The sequence below is a fragment of the Modicisalibacter xianhensis genome, from assembly GCF_900113605.1.
Lineage (GTDB): Bacteria > Pseudomonadota > Gammaproteobacteria > Pseudomonadales > Halomonadaceae > Modicisalibacter > Modicisalibacter xianhensis.
The window spans coordinates 122,837-138,277 of record NZ_FOPY01000002.1 but is presented as its reverse complement, the minus strand read 5'-3'; the positions used below and the strand labels follow the sequence as shown (position 1 = coordinate 138,277).

Annotated in this window: 14 protein-coding genes; 11 read left to right on the top strand and 3 right to left on the bottom strand. The window is 64.4% G+C overall.

The genetic code is table 11. The features are described from left to right. Nucleotides 1-156 precede the first annotated feature (156 nt). From fabV to BM194_RS02475, 3 genes are read left to right on the top strand one after another with little or no spacing between them, the layout of a single operon-like run. Nucleotides 157-1,362, top strand: coding sequence for an enoyl-ACP reductase FabV (gene fabV, locus BM194_RS02485; protein ID WP_092843304.1), 1,206 nt, complete (start codon nt 157-159; stop codon nt 1,360-1,362). A 19-nt stretch (nt 1,363-1,381) separates the two neighbouring features. Further along, nucleotides 1,382-2,065: a DUF2959 domain-containing protein gene (locus BM194_RS02480; protein WP_092843302.1), complete on the top strand. Its 684-nt coding sequence runs from the start codon at nt 1,382-1,384 to the stop codon at nt 2,063-2,065. Next, the gene (locus BM194_RS02475) at nt 2,055-3,032 is read left to right on the top strand and encodes a GlxA family transcriptional regulator (protein WP_244890854.1); all 978 of its coding nucleotides are present in this window, start codon (nt 2,055-2,057) and stop codon (nt 3,030-3,032) included. Before BM194_RS02480 ends, BM194_RS02475 begins: the two co-directional genes overlap by 11 nt. A 53-nt stretch (nt 3,033-3,085) precedes the next feature. Here the strand turns inward: BM194_RS02475 and BM194_RS02470 are convergent, their stop codons facing one another. Then, nucleotides 3,086-3,712, bottom strand: coding sequence for a class I SAM-dependent methyltransferase (locus BM194_RS02470; RefSeq protein ID WP_092843300.1), 627 nt, complete (start codon nt 3,710-3,712; stop codon nt 3,086-3,088). Between the two features lie 74 nt (nt 3,713-3,786). After that, nucleotides 3,787-4,581 (bottom strand): SDR family NAD(P)-dependent oxidoreductase, encoded by a 795-nt coding sequence (locus BM194_RS02465; protein WP_092843298.1) that lies wholly within the window; start codon nt 4,579-4,581, stop codon nt 3,787-3,789. A 251-nt stretch (nt 4,582-4,832) separates the two neighbouring features. Here BM194_RS02465 and BM194_RS02460 point away from each other — a divergent pair, with 251 nt between their 5' ends. The 7 genes from BM194_RS02460 (at nt 4,833) to BM194_RS02430 (ending at nt 12,826) form a co-directional block, all read left to right on the top strand. Further along, nucleotides 4,833-6,047, top strand: a complete 1,215-nt coding sequence (locus BM194_RS02460) for an aspartate aminotransferase family protein (protein ID WP_092843296.1) — start codon at nt 4,833-4,835, stop codon at nt 6,045-6,047. 63 nt (nt 6,048-6,110) lie between these two features. After that, complete coding sequence (locus tag BM194_RS02455; RefSeq protein WP_092843294.1) at nt 6,111-7,175, top strand: arginine N-succinyltransferase; 1,065 nt, start codon at nt 6,111-6,113, stop codon at nt 7,173-7,175. Then, nucleotides 7,175-8,191, top strand: coding sequence for an arginine N-succinyltransferase (gene astA, locus BM194_RS02450; protein ID WP_092843292.1), 1,017 nt, complete (start codon nt 7,175-7,177; stop codon nt 8,189-8,191). The genes BM194_RS02455 and astA overlap by 1 nt, the downstream gene beginning before the upstream one ends. 78 nt (nt 8,192-8,269) lie before the next feature. After that, a complete protein-coding gene (gene astD, locus BM194_RS02445; RefSeq protein WP_092843289.1) occupies nt 8,270-9,742 on the top strand; it encodes a succinylglutamate-semialdehyde dehydrogenase in 1,473 nt (490 codons plus the stop codon). An 8-nt stretch (nt 9,743-9,750) separates the two neighbouring features. Beyond that, on the top strand, nt 9,751-11,103 hold the full coding sequence (astB, locus tag BM194_RS02440; protein WP_092843287.1) for an N-succinylarginine dihydrolase: 1,353 nt from the start codon (nt 9,751-9,753) through the stop codon (nt 11,101-11,103). Nucleotides 11,104-11,282: 179 nt separating this feature from the next. Continuing rightward, nucleotides 11,283-12,251 carry an SDR family oxidoreductase gene (locus BM194_RS02435; RefSeq protein WP_092843284.1) on the top strand — a complete coding sequence of 323 codons (969 nt, stop codon included), beginning with the start codon at nt 11,283-11,285 and terminating at the stop codon, nt 12,249-12,251. A 65-nt stretch (nt 12,252-12,316) separates the two neighbouring features. After that, entirely contained in the window at nt 12,317-12,826 is a 510-nt protein-coding gene (locus BM194_RS02430; RefSeq protein WP_092843282.1) for a GNAT family N-acetyltransferase, read from the top strand. 32 nt (nt 12,827-12,858) lie between these two features. Here the strand turns inward: BM194_RS02430 and BM194_RS02425 are convergent, their stop codons facing one another. Further along, nucleotides 12,859-13,893, bottom strand: a complete 1,035-nt coding sequence (locus tag BM194_RS02425; protein WP_092843280.1) for an SDR family oxidoreductase — start codon at nt 13,891-13,893, stop codon at nt 12,859-12,861. Between the two features lie 192 nt (nt 13,894-14,085). On the opposite strand from BM194_RS02425, the gene BM194_RS02420 reads away from it, so the two are divergent. Further along, nucleotides 14,086-15,435: a DUF2252 domain-containing protein gene (locus BM194_RS02420; RefSeq protein ID WP_092843278.1), complete on the top strand. Its 1,350-nt coding sequence runs from the start codon at nt 14,086-14,088 to the stop codon at nt 15,433-15,435. Nucleotides 15,436-15,441: the final 6 nt, after the last annotated feature.

The following is a 15,441-nucleotide window of genomic DNA, read 5'->3' as shown; positions in this document are numbered from 1 at the left end:
TGTCGATCACGTCGGCATCTTCGACCATTGTGTGGGTGAGCTCAAGCAGGGCGGACAGGGAATCGTCTAGCCGCTAGAATAGCCGCAAATCAGCGGCTCCCGGTTCGATGTCAACTGCGGGAGCGAAACCAGTGTCATGGAAAGTCGAGGTCTGACGTGATCATCAAACCCAAGGTTCGCGGTTTCATCTGCACCACCACTCACCCTGCCGGCTGTGCGCAGAACGTGCTCGAACAGATCGAGGCCACCCGCGCTGCGATCGGTGACGCCGACAAGGCCCGAGGCCCGAAGAAAGTGTTGGTGATCGGTGCATCCAGCGGCTATGGCCTGGCGGCACGCATTACCGCGGCTTTTGGCTATGGTGCCGGCACGCTAGGCGTATTTTTCGAAAAGCCCGGGACCGAGAAAAAACCGGGCACGGCTGGCTGGTACAACGCCGCCGCCTTCGATCGCTACGCCAAGGAAGAGGGTCTCTACAGCAAGGCCATCAATGGCGATGCCTTCGCCCACGAGACCCGTGAGAAGGCCATCGAACTGATCAAGCAGGACCTCGGCGAGGTCGACCTGGTGGTCTATTCGCTGGCCTCGCCGGTGCGCAAGCTGCCCGACAGTGGCGAGGTCAAGCGCTCCTCGCTCAAGCCGATCGGCGAAACCTATCGCGCCACCGCCATCGACACCAACAAGGACACCATCATCGAGGCCGAGGTCGAGCCCGCCACCGAGCAGGAAATCGCTGATACCATCCAGGTCATGGGCGGCGAGGACTGGGAGCTGTGGATCGACGCCCTCGACCGGGCCGGGGTGCTGGCCGACGGTGCCAGGTCGGTGGCCTTCAGCTATATCGGCACCGAGATTACCTGGCCGATCTACTGGCATGGTGCGCTGGGCAAGGCCAAGGAAGACCTCGACCGTGCTGCCGGCGAAATCGACAAGCGCTTGGGCGAGAAAGGCGGCAGCGCCAACGTCGCGGTGCTCAAGTCAGTGGTGACCCAGGCCAGCGCCGCCATTCCGGTCATGCCGCTGTATATTGCCATGGTCTACAAGGTGATGAAGGAGCAAGGGCTGCATGAAGGCACCATCGAGCAGCTCAATCGCCTGTTCCGTGACCGAGTCTATGCCGACAGTGTCCCTGAGACCGACGAGGCCGGCCGCCTGCGCCTCGACGATTGGGAACTGCGCGACGATGTCCAGCAGGCCTGCAAGGACCTGTGGCCGCAGGTGACCACGGAGAACTTGTTCGACATTACCGATTATTCTGGCTACAAGCATGAGTTCCTGAAGCTGTTCGGCTTCGAGCGAGACGACATCGACTACGACGCCGAGGTCGATCCGGTCGCCGACTTCGACGTCACTCAACTCTGAGACGGGTAAGGGCAAGCGCATGACGAGGCGAACGCAACGCCAGCGTGGTGCTGGCTGGCTGTGGCCGCTGTTGCTGGTTGTTCTGGTCGGCATGGCCGGCTGCCAGAGCGCCTATTATGGCGCGCTGGAGAAGGTCGGGATTCACAAGCGCGACGTACTGGTCGATCGGGTCGAGGAGGGCCGCGACGCCCAGCAGGCGGCCCAGGAGCAGTTCGCCTCGGCACTCGAGCAGTTTCGGGCGGTGGTCCAGGTGCCCGAGAGCGAACTCTCCCGGACCTACGATCAGTTGAATGCAGAGTACGAGGATAGCGAGACCGCTGCCAAGCGTGTCGAAGAACGCATCGAGAGCATCGAGGACGTGGCCGAGGCGCTGTTCGACGAGTGGGAAGATGAGCTTTCGCTGTACCAGAGTGCCGAGTACCGGCGCCTCTCCGAACGGCAGTTGCGCGACACCCGGGTGCGCTATGGCGAGATGATCGAGGCAATGCACGACGCGGCAGACAGCATGCAACCGGTGCTGCTGGCCATGCGCGACAATGTGCTGTTCCTCAAGCACAACCTCAATGCGCGGGCGATTGGCGCATTGCGGGGTGAGGTGGAAGGACTGGAGCGTGATGTGGCGGCCCTGCGCCAGCGCATGCAAGCGGCGATTGCGCGCTCCGATGCCTTCATTGCCGAGCTCGGCAGCCAAGATGCCCCTTGATGCGACGCTTCCTGCGCCTTCGGGCGTCACCCGGCAGGTCGGCTTCGTGCTGTTGCCGGGCTTCTCCCTGCTCGCCCAAGCCTGTGCCCTGGAGCCGCTTCACGTGGCCAACCGGCTGGCCGGGGCGCGGCTCTATACCACGGTGACCTACGGCCTGGACGAGCGGGCCGTGAAGAGTGCCGCCGAGCTTTCCCTGTCGCCGCAGGGCGCGGTCGGGGACGACGCTGGCGAACTGGACTTGTTGTTCGTGTGTGCTGCGCCCAGCCAGGCGGGCAGCGTGCCGCCCGGCCTGTTGGCGTGGCTGACGCGCCTTGCCGGTCGCGGCATCGGTCTGGGGGGGATCGCCGGTGGCACCGAGGTCCTGGCTCGAGCCGGCGTGCTGGACGGGTATCGGGCGACCCTGCCGTGGCAGAGCGCCGAAAGCTTCGCGCGCAACCATGCGGCGGTGCGCGTGACACACCAGCTGTTCGAGATCGATCGCGACAGGTTGACCTGCGGTGGCGGTACGGCGGCGATGGACATGATGATGACCCTCATCGGTCAGCATCATGGCCAGCGCTTGGCCGAGCGGGTTTCCGAGCATTTCGTGTGCGAACGTATCCGCATGGGCGACGAGCCCCAGCACGTACCGCTGCGATCGCGGCTCGGGCATGCCCCGCAGAGTCTTATCGATGCGGTGGCGTTGATGGAATCGAATATCGAGGAACCGCTCACCACCCACGAACTGGCCGAGCATCTTGGCATTTCGCGGCGTCAGCTCGAGCGGCTATTCAAGAAATACCTCCAGGCAGTGCCCAGTCGTTACTATCTCGACCTGCGCCTGCAGCAGGCGCGCAAGCTATTGCGCGAGACCGACCAGGCGGTGGGCGACATCGCCCTGCAAACCGGCTTTTCCTCGGGGGCGCACTTCTCCACCGCTTACCGCAATCACTTCGGGATGACACCTCGCGAAGAGCGCCTGGGCTGAGTGCTCTGCCTTGTCATCACCGGAAACAGACCGACGGAGCGCTCAGCCCTGACTCAGGGCATGGGCGCTTTCCTGGCGATCAAAGCCCGAAACAGGCTTCCCATCATGACCGGCTTGTCCTGCTCGATCATGAACCCGGCCCGTTGCAGCAAGGGGCCTGCCTGGCGAGTGATGTCGGTGGCGATGGCGTTGGTCGCCAGGTTGAGCGCTCGCCGGCCCCAGCCGGAAGGGCGGTCGTCGGGCTGGAACTTGTCCAGGACGCAAAGCTGGCCGTTGTCGGCCAATACGCGGTGCGCTTCGGCCAGACCACGCTCGGGATGGGGCATCACCGCCAGGATCAGGTGCATGATTACCACATCAAAATGCTTGTCGGGGAAATCGAGGGATTCGGCATCCATGACGCGGGCTTGGCAATCGAAGCCCAGTTCATCGGCACGCGCCCGAAAGCGCTTGACCATGGCCGGCGACAGATCGGTGCCGTGCAGTTCGATATCGCGAGGCAGGTAGGGCAGGTCGAGGCCGGTCCCGGCGCCGACGATCAGCACGCATTGGCCACTATGCCAGTCGACGCCTTCCAGCGACTGGCGACGGGCACGCCGGAAGGCTCGGTCGGCAACGAGATCATAGACCGGCGCATAGAAGGTATAGCGAAGACGGTTCCAGGCGGTGGTGTTGAGCATGCTGTCAGCCTCATAGTCGTTACGCCATTCAACCACACATTGTCGATCAGGGCTGCCAGCATGACACGGATGGGCTACGCCATGGTATCGACGATGCCGCCTTCCACGCGCAGTGCGGCGCCGGTGGTGGCGCTGGCCTGAGGCGAGGCGGCATAGACACACATATTGGCCACCTCCTCGGGAGTGGCCAGGCGCTGGATGATCGAGGAGGGACGATTCTCCTTCACGAAGCGAGCTTCCATTTCATCCTGTGAGATACCTTCCTTTTCCGCCATTTCGCGAATCATGTTGAGCACGCCTTCGGAGCGGGTCGGTCCCGGCAGGATGGCATTGACGGTCACACTGGTGCCGGCCAACGTCTTGGCGAGGCCGCGCGAGATCGACTGTACGGCGGTCTTGGTCATGCCGTAGTGGATCATCTCGGTGGGAATGTTGAGCGCCGATTCGCTGGAGATGAACTGCACCCGCCCCCAGTTGCGCTGCTTCATGCCTTGGGCGTAATGGCGCGACAGGCGGACCGCGCTCATGACGTTGACCTGATAGAAGTGGTCCCAGGTGTCGTCGTCGGTCTCGAAGAAATCCTGGGGCGCGAAGATGCCGACGTTGTTGATCAGGATGTCCGCTTCGGGATGCGCGTCGATCACGGCCTGGCAACCCTCGGCCGTGCCCAGGTCGGCTGCCACGCCATCGAGTTGGGTGCCGCCGACCTCGCGGCGGATGGCCTCAATGGCCTCATCGACGCGAGCCTGTGTGCGTCCGGTAATGATCACCGCGGCGCTGGCCTCGGCGAGTCCCTTGGCGATGGCATGGCCGATGCCTGCCGTGGAGCCGGTCACGATGGCGCGCTTGCCCGTCAGATCGATTTGCATGTAGTGACTCCTGTGTTGTCGGTAGATTCCTGCAAAGACTAGTCAGCTAATGAGTGTGAAGGCTGATGGACAGCTTTCAAGGGCAGGCGAACTCGCAGCGACTGCCGCTTTTCATAATTCGTCGTCCCATTGCTGAAAGCCACGCCTGATATCCTCCACTTATACTCGGTGTCATCGTGCGATACGCGACTGCCGAGACGGCGTTCCGTCGCCTGAGCGTATGACACCAATCCCACTGGATGGAGAACAACATGGCCTACACCCCGAGCCGCGAAGATTTCGACCGTTACATGGTGCCCAACTATGCACCGCAGAAGACCATACCGGTACGCGGCGAGGGCAGCCGCCTGTGGGATCAGGAAGGCCGCGAGTACATCGACTTCGCCGGTGGCATCGCCGTCAACTCGCTGGGGCACTGCCATCCGGTGCTGGTCCAGGCGCTCAAGGAGCAGGCCGACAAGCTCTGGCATCTGTCCAACATCTACACCAACGAACCGGCGCTGAAACTGGCCAAGGCGCTGGTCGAGCGCACCTTCGCCGACAAGGTCTACCTGTGTTCCTCGGGTGGCGAGGCCAACGAGGCGGCGCTCAAGCTGGCGCGTCGCTGGGCGCATGACAACTACGGCGAGCGCAAGGCCAAGATCATCTCATTCCGACAGTCGTTCCATGGCCGCACCCTGTTCACCGTCAGTGTCGGCGGCCAGCCCAAGTACTCCCAGGGTTTCGGGCCGGTGCCGGGGGGCATCGTGCACGCCGAGTTCAACAACCTCGACAGCGTGCGCGAACTGATCGATGACGAGACCTGCGCCATTATCGTCGAGCCGATGCAGGGCGAAGGCGGCATCGTTCCCGCCACGCAGGAATTCCTCGAAGGCCTGCGCGAACTGTGCGATCGCCACAATGCGCTACTGGTCTTCGATGAGGTGCAGTCGGGCATGGGCCGCCCCGGCACCCTGTTCGCCTACATGCGCTATGGCGTCACGCCGGACATCCTGACCAGCGCCAAGTCGCTGGGCGGCGGCTTCCCGGTCGGTGCGATGCTGACCAAGGAAGACATTGCCAAAGTGCTGGTGCTGGGCACCCATGGTTCCACCTACGGCGGTAACGCCCTGGCCTCCGCGGTGGCCCTGGCAGCGCTGGAAACCATCGATACGCCGGAAGTGCTCGAAGGCGTGCAGCGCCGCCACGAGCGGTTCCGCGAGCATCTGGAACGCATCAACGCCAAGTATGGCGTGTTCCGCGAAATTCGCGGCATGGGGCTGCTCATCGGTGCGCAGATGTCGGCGGATTACGAAGGCCGCGCCCGGGAGATCCTGCCGCTGGCCATCGAGGAGGGCGTGATGGCCCTGATCGCCGGTCCCGACGTGCTGCGCCTGGCACCGTCGCTGGTGATTCCCGAAGCCGACATCGACGAAGGCATGCAGCGCCTGGAGCGCGCCATCGCCCGCCTGGTCGACAACGCATGAGACGCGCGCCGGCCGCGGCCTGATCGCGGCCGGCGCCATCGGGATCCGATAAGAGGGAACACCATGCTGGTCGTTCGTCCTGCCAAGCCGGCGGATCTGCCCGGGCTGGAACGCCTGGCGTCAACCGCCACCCCCAAGCTGACCAACCTGCCCGCGCACCGCGACCGCCTGGAAGAGCGCATCTCGCGTTCGCAGCGCTCGCTGACGCGCGAGGTGGAGTTTCCCGGCGATGAAAGCTACACCTTCGTGCTCGAGGACCTGGAGCGTGGCGAGGTGGTAGGTACCGCTACCATCCGCGCCCAGGCCGGCGCGCATGAAGCGTACTACACCTATCGCCAGGAAACGCTGATCCACGCCTCGCAGCAACTCAACGTGCGCCGCGAGGTACAGACACTGTCGCTGTCCCATGAAGTCTCCGAGGCCACGCTGCTGTGTGCCATGTCACTGGATGCCCGCTACAAGGGCACCAGTGCCGAGAGCCTGCTGCGCCGTGCGCGACTGATGTTCATCGCCCAGTATCCCGAGCGTTTCGCCGAGATCCTGGCGATCGCCTTTCCGGGCTATCTCGACGCCGACGGCGAGTCGCCGTTCTGGAACAGCGTCGGACGCCACTTCTTCGTACGTGGCTATCAGGAGATCAATCACCTGGCCGGGGTGCGTTCGAAAAGCTTCATCGCCGAGGTCATGCCGCAATTCCCGCTCTACCTGCCGTTGCTGACGCCACAGGCACGAGCCGCCATCGGTCGTGAGCATCCCCAGCACGAGACGGCGCTCGACGAGATGCTCGCGGAAGGCTTCGTGCGCTCGCGGCATGTCGATATCTTCGATGCCGGGCCGGTGATCAAGGCCGAGCGCGAGCGCTTGCAGACCTTCCGCCGCAGTACCTGGCATCCGGTACGCATCCGGCCGGCCTCGGCGCTGCCCGATGCCGAGCCGGCAATGATCGCCAACCAGAAGCTGGGCGGCTTCCGTTGCGTGGTGGCGCGCTATGCGCTGTCGCCGACCGGCCAGCTGATGCTCTCGCCGGAACATGCCGAACTGCTCGGCGTGGAAGAGGGCCGGGCGGTGCTGGCCGCGCCGCTGGCCCTGCCCGCCGGGGAAGACACCTTCGACGAGGGGGAACTGTGATGCGCATTCGACCCATCGCCCGTGGCGACCTGGACGGCCTGCAACGCCTGGCCCAGGAAACCGGCGTCGGTTTCACCTCGCTGCCCGACAATCGGGAGTTTCTGGCCAGCAAGATCGAGTCCGCGGCACGCGCCTTCGAGGAACGTACCCCGGTCGACGACCGGTTGTACTTCTTCGTGCTGGAAGACGAGAGCAACGGTGAGCTGGCCGGCTGCTGCGCCATCGAGGCGCAGGTCGGGCGCGAGGTACCGTTCTATCACTATCGGGTGGGCAAGCTGGCGCACTCGTCGGTACAGCTCGACCTGCATCGCACCATCGACACGCTGTTCCTGAGCTCCGACCACACCGGCGATGCCGAGGTGGCCTCGCTCTACCTGCGCCCCGAATACCGCCGCGACCGCAACGGGGCATTGCTGTCCAAGGCACGCTGGCTGTTCATGGCCCAGTTCCGCGATCAGTTTCCTGACAAGGTGCTGGCCGAGATGCGCGGCGTGTTCGACAAGAACGGCAACAGTCCGTTCTGGCAGTGCCTGGGCAGCCACTTCTTCCCGATGGATTTCAACGAGGCCGATCGCCTGACGGGCATGGGCCAGAAGAGCTTCATCGGCGAGCTGATGCCCAAGTTCCCGATTCATACCACCTTCCTCAGCGAGGAAGCGCGGGACTGCATCGGCAAGGTCCACGAGCACACCCGCCCGGCGCTGGAAATGCTCAAGAAGGAAGGCCTGCGCTGGGAGGGCTACGTCGACATCTTCGATGGTGGCCCGACAGTGGAAGCCTACATCGACGATGTTCGCGCCGTGCGCCTGTCACGGCTGTGCCAGGTCGAGATCGGGCACGACCTCGAGCATACCGAGCGCCCGGGCTGGCTGGTGTCGACCACCGGCATGGTCGGTTTCCGTGCCGCCTGGGTTGGCCGTGGCCCCAGCGAGGACGGCACCCTGACATTGACCGAGGAGGAGGCGGGCCGACTTAACGTGGGCACGGGCGATTCCCTCCGCGTTCTCGAGACGTGAGCCTGGCTTCGCTTTCAGGACACCAGGATCACAACAAGGTTTTGCAGTGCATCGTGATGCGCTGAACGGGAGAGAACTATGCACGCCAGACAACAACTCTTTATCGGCGGCCAATGGGTCGACGGCACGGCGCAAGCGTTCGACAAGCGCGACCCGATCACCGGCGACACGCTGTGGCAGGCCAGGGCTGCCGGCGATGATCAGGTGACCAGTGCCGTTGCGGCAGCGCGCGAGGCGTTCCCGGACTGGGCGCGCCGCCCGCTGGCCGAGCGCCAGGCACTGATCGAGCGCTTTCGCGACCAGTTGGAAGCCAACCGCGAGACGCTTGCCGAGTCCATCGCTCACGAGACTGGCAAGCCGTTGTGGGAGTCGCGTACCGAAGTCGGCGCCATGATCGGCAAGATCGGCATCTCGGTGACCGCCTATGCGGACCGTACCGGCGAGCGCAGCCGCGACGTGGCCGGTGGCACCCAGGCCGTGCTGCGTCATCGTCCGCACGGTGTCATGGCGGTGTTCGGCCCCTATAACTTCCCCGGCCATCTGCCCAACGGGCATATCGTGCCTGCGCTGCTGGCCGGCAACACCGTGGTCTTCAAGCCCAGCGAGCAGACCCCGATGACTGCCGACCTGACCCTGCAGTGCTGGCAGGCGGCGGGCCTGCCCGATGGGGTGATCAATCTGGTCCAGGGCGCGGCCCCGGTCGGCCAGGCGCTGGCCGGCGATAGCGGCATCGATGGCCTGCTGTTCACCGGCAGCGTCAAGATCGGCCGGTTGCTGCACGAGCAGTTCGCGGGGCAGATGGGCAAGATCCTGGCGCTGGAACTCGGCGGCAACAATCCGCTGGTGGTCAAGGACGTGCCCGATCAGGCTGCGGCGGTACTTACCATCCTGCAGTCGGCGTTTCTCTCCGGCGGTCAGCGCTGCACCTGTGCACGACGCCTGATGGTGCCCGAGGGCGAGATCGGCGACCGGCTGATCGACGCATTGGTCGAGGCCATCGGCAAGCTTCACGTGGCCGCGCCGTTCAGCGAGCCGGCGCCGTTCTACGGCGGGTTGGTCAGCCCCGAGGCCGCAGACGCGATGCTGCGCGCCCAGGATGACCTGGAGAATCGCGGCGGGGTCGTGCTGTCGCGCATGCAGCGCGTGGTCGACGGTACCAGCCTGGTCACGCCGGCACTCATCGATGTGACCGGCCTCGAGATACCCGACGAGGAGCACTTCGGGCCGCTGCTCAAGGTGCACCGCTACCATGACTGGGACGAGGCCATCGGCCTGGCCAACGACACCCGCTACGGACTGGCGGCCGGCCTGATTGGCGGTGAGCGTGCCGACTGGGACGACTTCCTGCTGCGCATTCGTGCCGGCATCGTCAACTGGAACCGCCAGACCACCGGCGCCTCCAGCGACGCCCCGTTCGGCGGCATCGGCGACAGCGGCAACCATCGCCCCAGCGCCTACTACGCGGCTGACTACTGCGCCTACCCGATCGCCTCGATGGAAGGCGAGTCGCTGGCGATGCCCGACAACCTGCCGCCGGGCGTGACGCTATGAGAGGAAATATGAGCGATCCCAACGTTCAGGAAGTCAACTTCGACGGGCTGGTCGGCCCTACCCACAACTACGCGGGGCTGGCACATGGCAACGTCGCCTCCATGCGCCACGGTGGCCTGGCTTCCAATCCCAGGGAGGCCGCATTACAGGGCCTGGCCAAGATGAAGGCCCTCAAGGATGCCGGCTATCCGCAGGGTGTGCTGCCGCCGCAGCAGCGTCCGGATCTCGGCGCGCTGCGCGACCTGGGCTTTACCGGCAGCAATGCCGAGGTGCTCGAGCGCGCCTCTCGCGAGGCGCCACAACTACTGCGCGCAGTGTGTTCGGCGTCGTCGATGTGGACCGCCAACGCCGCTACGGTGACACCGAGCATTGACGCGCCGGATGCGCGCGTACACTTCACCCCAGCCAACCTGCAGTCGAGCTTCCACCGCTTTCTCGAACCGCAGACCACTGCGCGGGTGCTGGCGGCGATCTTCCGCGATGAGGCCCATTTTGCCCATCACCCGGTGTTGCCGGCGACCCCGGCGTTTTCCGATGAAGGCGCGGCGAACCATACCCGCCTGGCCGCGACGCATGGCGATCCCGGCGTGCATCTCTACGTCTACGGTCGCCAGGCGTTCGGTGGGCAGGTAGAGCCCACGCGCTTCCCGGCCCGCCAGACCCTGGAGGCCAGCCAGGCCGTGGCGCGTCAGCACGGCGTGTCCGAGGCGCAGACGGTGTTCGCCCAGCAGCATCCCGAGGCGATCGATGCCGGCGTGTTCCACAATGACGTGATCGCCGTGGGCAACGGACCGGTGCTGCTTTACCACGAGATGGCCTTCCTCGACGAGCAGCGCACACTCGACGAACTGCGCCGCAAGATGACCACGCCGCTGATTCCGGTGCGCGTGCCCAGCGAGGCGGTCAGCCTGGACGATGCCGTAAGTTCGTACCTGTTCAACTCGCAATTGCTCACCCAACCCGATGGCTCTGGTGCCATGACGCTGGTGGTGCCCGGCGAGTGCGAGGAGAACGAGGCCGTGTGGCGGACCATTCAGGATCACCTGCTGGCCGGCAACAACCCGATCACCGAGGTGGTGGTCAAGGACGTCAAGCAGAGCATGCGCAACGGCGGCGGTCCGGCCTGCCTGCGCCTGCGTATCGTGCTCAGCGAGCGCGAGCGGCAAGGATTGACCGGCCGGGTACTGCTCGATGACACGCTGTATGGCGAGCTTACCGATTGGGTCAATCGCCATTACCGCGATCGCCTGACGCCGGACGACCTTGCCGACCCGCAACTCGCCGAGGAAACCCTGACCGCTCTGGACGAGCTGACGCGCCTGCTCAACCTGGGCAATGTCTATCCGTTCCAGCTGGGCTGAGGCTCATCGACGGATGGGTCGCTTCACTCTCGGTTCCCCGCCTCTTGGCGGGGTTTTTTTCGCCGCCCGGCCGGGTATACGTCACGCCCATGCGTACAGTGTCTACTACGTTGAGTTGAGACGAACAGTCTGGCTCGGTCTTGAGCCTGGATATATCCAACTCACGGAAGGAGAGCAGGATGTCGCATGATCTGCAGAACGCCGTCGTCGTGATTACCGGGGCTTCCAGTGGTATCGGACGTGCCACGGCGCATGAATTCGCCCGCCAGGGAGCAGCCTTGTTTCTCGCTGCGCGGGATCGTCGCGCCTTGCACGACGTGGCCGAGGAGTGCCACCGCCAGGGCGGACAGGCCCGGGTAGTGGTTACGGACGTGACGCGTACCGAGGATGTCGAGCGTCTGGCGCGTACGGCCGTCGATACGGCAGGTCGAATCGATGTCTGGGTCAATAATGCCGGCATTGGTGCCCTCGGCAACTTCGACGAGATCCCCATCGAGGCTCACGAACAAGTCATCCAGACCGACCTGCTGGGCTACGTGCGCAGTGCCCATGCCGTGCTGCCGCACTTCAAGCGCCAGCAGTCGGGCGTGCTGATCAACAATATCTCGCTGGGCGGTTGGGCGGCGCAGCCCTATGCGGCGTCCTATGCTGCGGCCAAGTTCGGCCTGCGCGGCTTTGCCGAAAGCCTGCGTGGCGAGCTTCACGCCTGGCCGCACATCCACGTCTGCAACCTCTATCCGGCGGTCATGGACTCACCCGGCTTTCGCGACGGGGGTAACTTCACCGGGCGTGCCGTCAAGCCGGTGCCACCGGTCTACGACCCGCGACGTACCGCTCGCGCCATCGTCAGGGCGGCGCAACACCCGCGCCCGAGCATCTATGTAGGCAGCGTGTCGCGCCTGGCCAGGTTCGCCCAGGCCTGGTTGCCGGGCTACAGCATTGCCAATGCGCGCCTGGTCGAAACGGCCTTAGGCAAGGCGGCGCCGGATGCCACCTCGTCGGGCAACCTGTTCTCGCCGCCTACTGGCGAACGGCGCATCGATGGTGGATTTCGCCAGCCCTCGTCGTATCGCAGTACGGCGCTGATCGCCACGACGGCGGCCGTCGCAGCGCTGGGCCTGTACTGGTACCGGCGGCAGCGGCGCTGAGCGTCCTGCCACCTGGCGGTGGGTGATGCCGTATACTGGCCTGTCACCCACCGCAGGAGGACGGCATGACCCCACTTAATCCGCCGACGATCGAGGCATTGACCCCGGATTCACCCCATCTGGAAACCATCGTGACCTGGCAGCATGAGTCCTGGGGCCACCTGAATCCCGCAATGTCGTTTGCGGATCGTTGTGCCGAGGTGCGCAGTGAATGCGGTGAAAGGGGGGTGCCGCGGGTCTTCATGGCCATGCACGCCGGTAAACCGGTCGGCACCGCCAGCCTGATCGAAAGCGACATGAGCAGCCGGCCGCAGCTTACGCCCTGGCTGGCCTCCGTCTTCGTGCATCCCGAGTGGCGCGGGCAGGGCATTGCCTCGCGACTGGTAAGGCGCGTCGAGGACGAGGCGCGCCAGGCGGGAATCGAACGCTTCTATCTCTACACGCCGGACCAGCAGCCACTATACCGGCGACTGGGCTGGCAGGACGTCGAAGCCGTGGACTATCGCGGCGAAGCCGTCACCATCATGACAAGGTGCCTGAACGAAGACGCCCCGGCTGTCCGAGCCGGGGCGTGACGTAGCCTATTTCTGCACCTCGGTTTGCCCCCTCAGTGACGGCGGAATTTCTTCGGCGTGCCCTTGCCGGTCAACGCAGCGAGGCCAATGACGGCGCCGGCAACCACCGCCGTGGTCAACAAGGGGTGAAACGAGGACTGGGTATAGATGCTCGACTTCGAGATGTGGCTTGGATAACGCGTAGTCTCGCGCATGTCCTGCGTGGGCGAGTTCAGGGCAAAGCGCTGGCGATGCTCGGCGTACCCCGACTTCTGCTGACGGATCACCGACGCCTCCATGGCCTTGTCGGCCAGGCGGGGGGCGATCTGGCCCAGCGCGGCGATAAGCTTGCCACCGCCGCCGACTACCATGTCGCGATGGGGATGCTCAGCGCAGTGCAGGATAGCCTCGGCCACTACACGCGGGTCATACAAGGGCGGCGGCAGGGTGGGCTCCTCGTCCATGTAATTCTGCGCATGCTCGGGATAGGGCGTGGCGATGCTGCCCGGCTTGATCAGGGTGACGGCGACGGGGGCGCCTTCCTCTTCCAGTTCCATGCGCAAGGCATCGGTAAAGCCCTTGACCGCATGCTTCGAGGCGGAATACATGCCCTGGATGGGCAGGGCACGATCCGACACGGCGGAACCGAGGTTGATGATGACCCCGCCATGGTCACGTGGCTTCTGGGTAAAGTAGCGCGCCGCCTCCAATGAACCATTTACGACGCCCCAGAAATTGGTATCCATCAGACGGCGGTTGTCTTCCATCTTGATGTCGAGCATGCGCCCGTAGATCGACACACCGGCGTTATTGATCCAGGTATCGAAGCCGCCGAAACTGCCGATGGCCTTGGCGGCAACCTCGCGGACCTGGGCTTCGTCACCGACATCCGCTACCACGTAGGTGGCCTCGGCGCCAGCCTCGCGACACTCCCCGACAAGCAGCGACAGGGCGGTCTCGTCGCGGGCCGCGAGCACCAGCCTGGCGCCGTGGTCGGCGGCCATACGTGCCGTGGCCAGGCCGATGCCCGTCGTCGCGCCGGTGATCACGATCACCTGTTCATCGAGCGGTTTCAAACGCAGTGCCATATTGCTCTCCTTGCCCGTGGTCACAGGCGTTCCAGTGCATATAGGGGTCTCATTTCCCTGCTGACTGCCCGGTAAGCATAGAACCCAAATCAGGATTGCAAAGCGTAGACGTCGAGACGAGAGCGCTTGGCGTCACTGAACTTATCCGTCACGCTAGAGACACTACGCCACTCTCGTCGAGGGAGCCTGCGCATGTCGCAGCCACTGACGCGTCATAACCGGCCCCGCCAGGTACTGGAGGCCATTAACGCTGCCAACGCCGGTCTTTCCGATGCGCATCGCAAGGCCAAGTACACCAAACTGGCCGAGTCGCCCTACCGGTTCTTCCGAGGCACCAACCAACTCTACTGGGCCGACGTCTGGCACGACTGGCGTTTTGCCTTGTATGGCGGGCTGCCCGGGACCCAGACCTGGCTGCAGGGCGATGCCCATGCCTACAACTTCGGGGCCTATGGCCATCATGACGACAGCGTGCGCTACGGTATGGACGATTTTGACGATGCCCTGATAGGCGACTATCAATACGATCTCTGGCGATTGGCGATCAGCGTGGTACTCGATGCCCGCGAAAACGTTGGCTTGACGCGCAAGGGCATCCACAAGGCCCTGAGTGCGCTGCTCGAGAGCTATCACGACGAATTGGCCGGTCATGTCCGTGGCGAGACGCCCCTGGCGGTGACGTTGGACAATGCCAAGGGCATTCTGGCGCCGTTCATGCAATCCGTTGCGGACACGTGCAGTCGGGCCAGGATGCTGGAGAAATGGACGCGTCTTGGCGATGACGAGCGCTGTTTCGCTAAACGCCCGAAAAAGCTGGCGCCCCTTTCCCAGGCCCAGGCGAACCAGCTTCGTCAGGCCATCGAGCAGGAGTATCCCAAGACATTGCAGGGGCCGGCGGCTGCCAGCGAGGCCAGCCACTTTCGTGTCAAGGACATGGCGCGTCGGCTCGATGCGGGGACCGGGTCGCTGGGGCTGGAGCGCTATTACGTACTCATCGAGGGCGGGGCCGAACATGAACACGACGATGTCATTCTCGACATCAAGGAACAGACACCACCGGAGGGCTGGCGGCTGATGAGCCGCGACGAGAAGCGCGCCTGGCGTCGGGCCTTTCCCCACGAAGGCATTCGCCATGCCGCAGCGTTCTGCGCCATCGCCGAGCATCCCGACATCTATCTGGGCTGGCTGCATCTGGACGACAAGGTGTTCTCGGTGCGCGAGCGCTCGCCCTACAAGGTGGACTTTCCCACCCAGCGCATCGAGGGAGCCAAGTCCTATCGCAAGCTGACCAAGCAATGGGGACGCATCCTGGCTCGCGAACACCTGCGCGGTGCGCGTGCTCTGAATCAGGACGATCCGGCGCGCTTTGCCCGCTGCGTATGCGAGCGGCTCGAGGGGCGCCTCAATAATTTCATCGACATGGTAGCCACGCTGGCCATGACTTATGCCGATTGTGTCAGTCAGGACTACCGATGCTTCGTTGACTCGCGTGATACCGACCATGGGTTGCAACAGGCCGACCAGGTCGGTCATCCCGCGTGACGAACT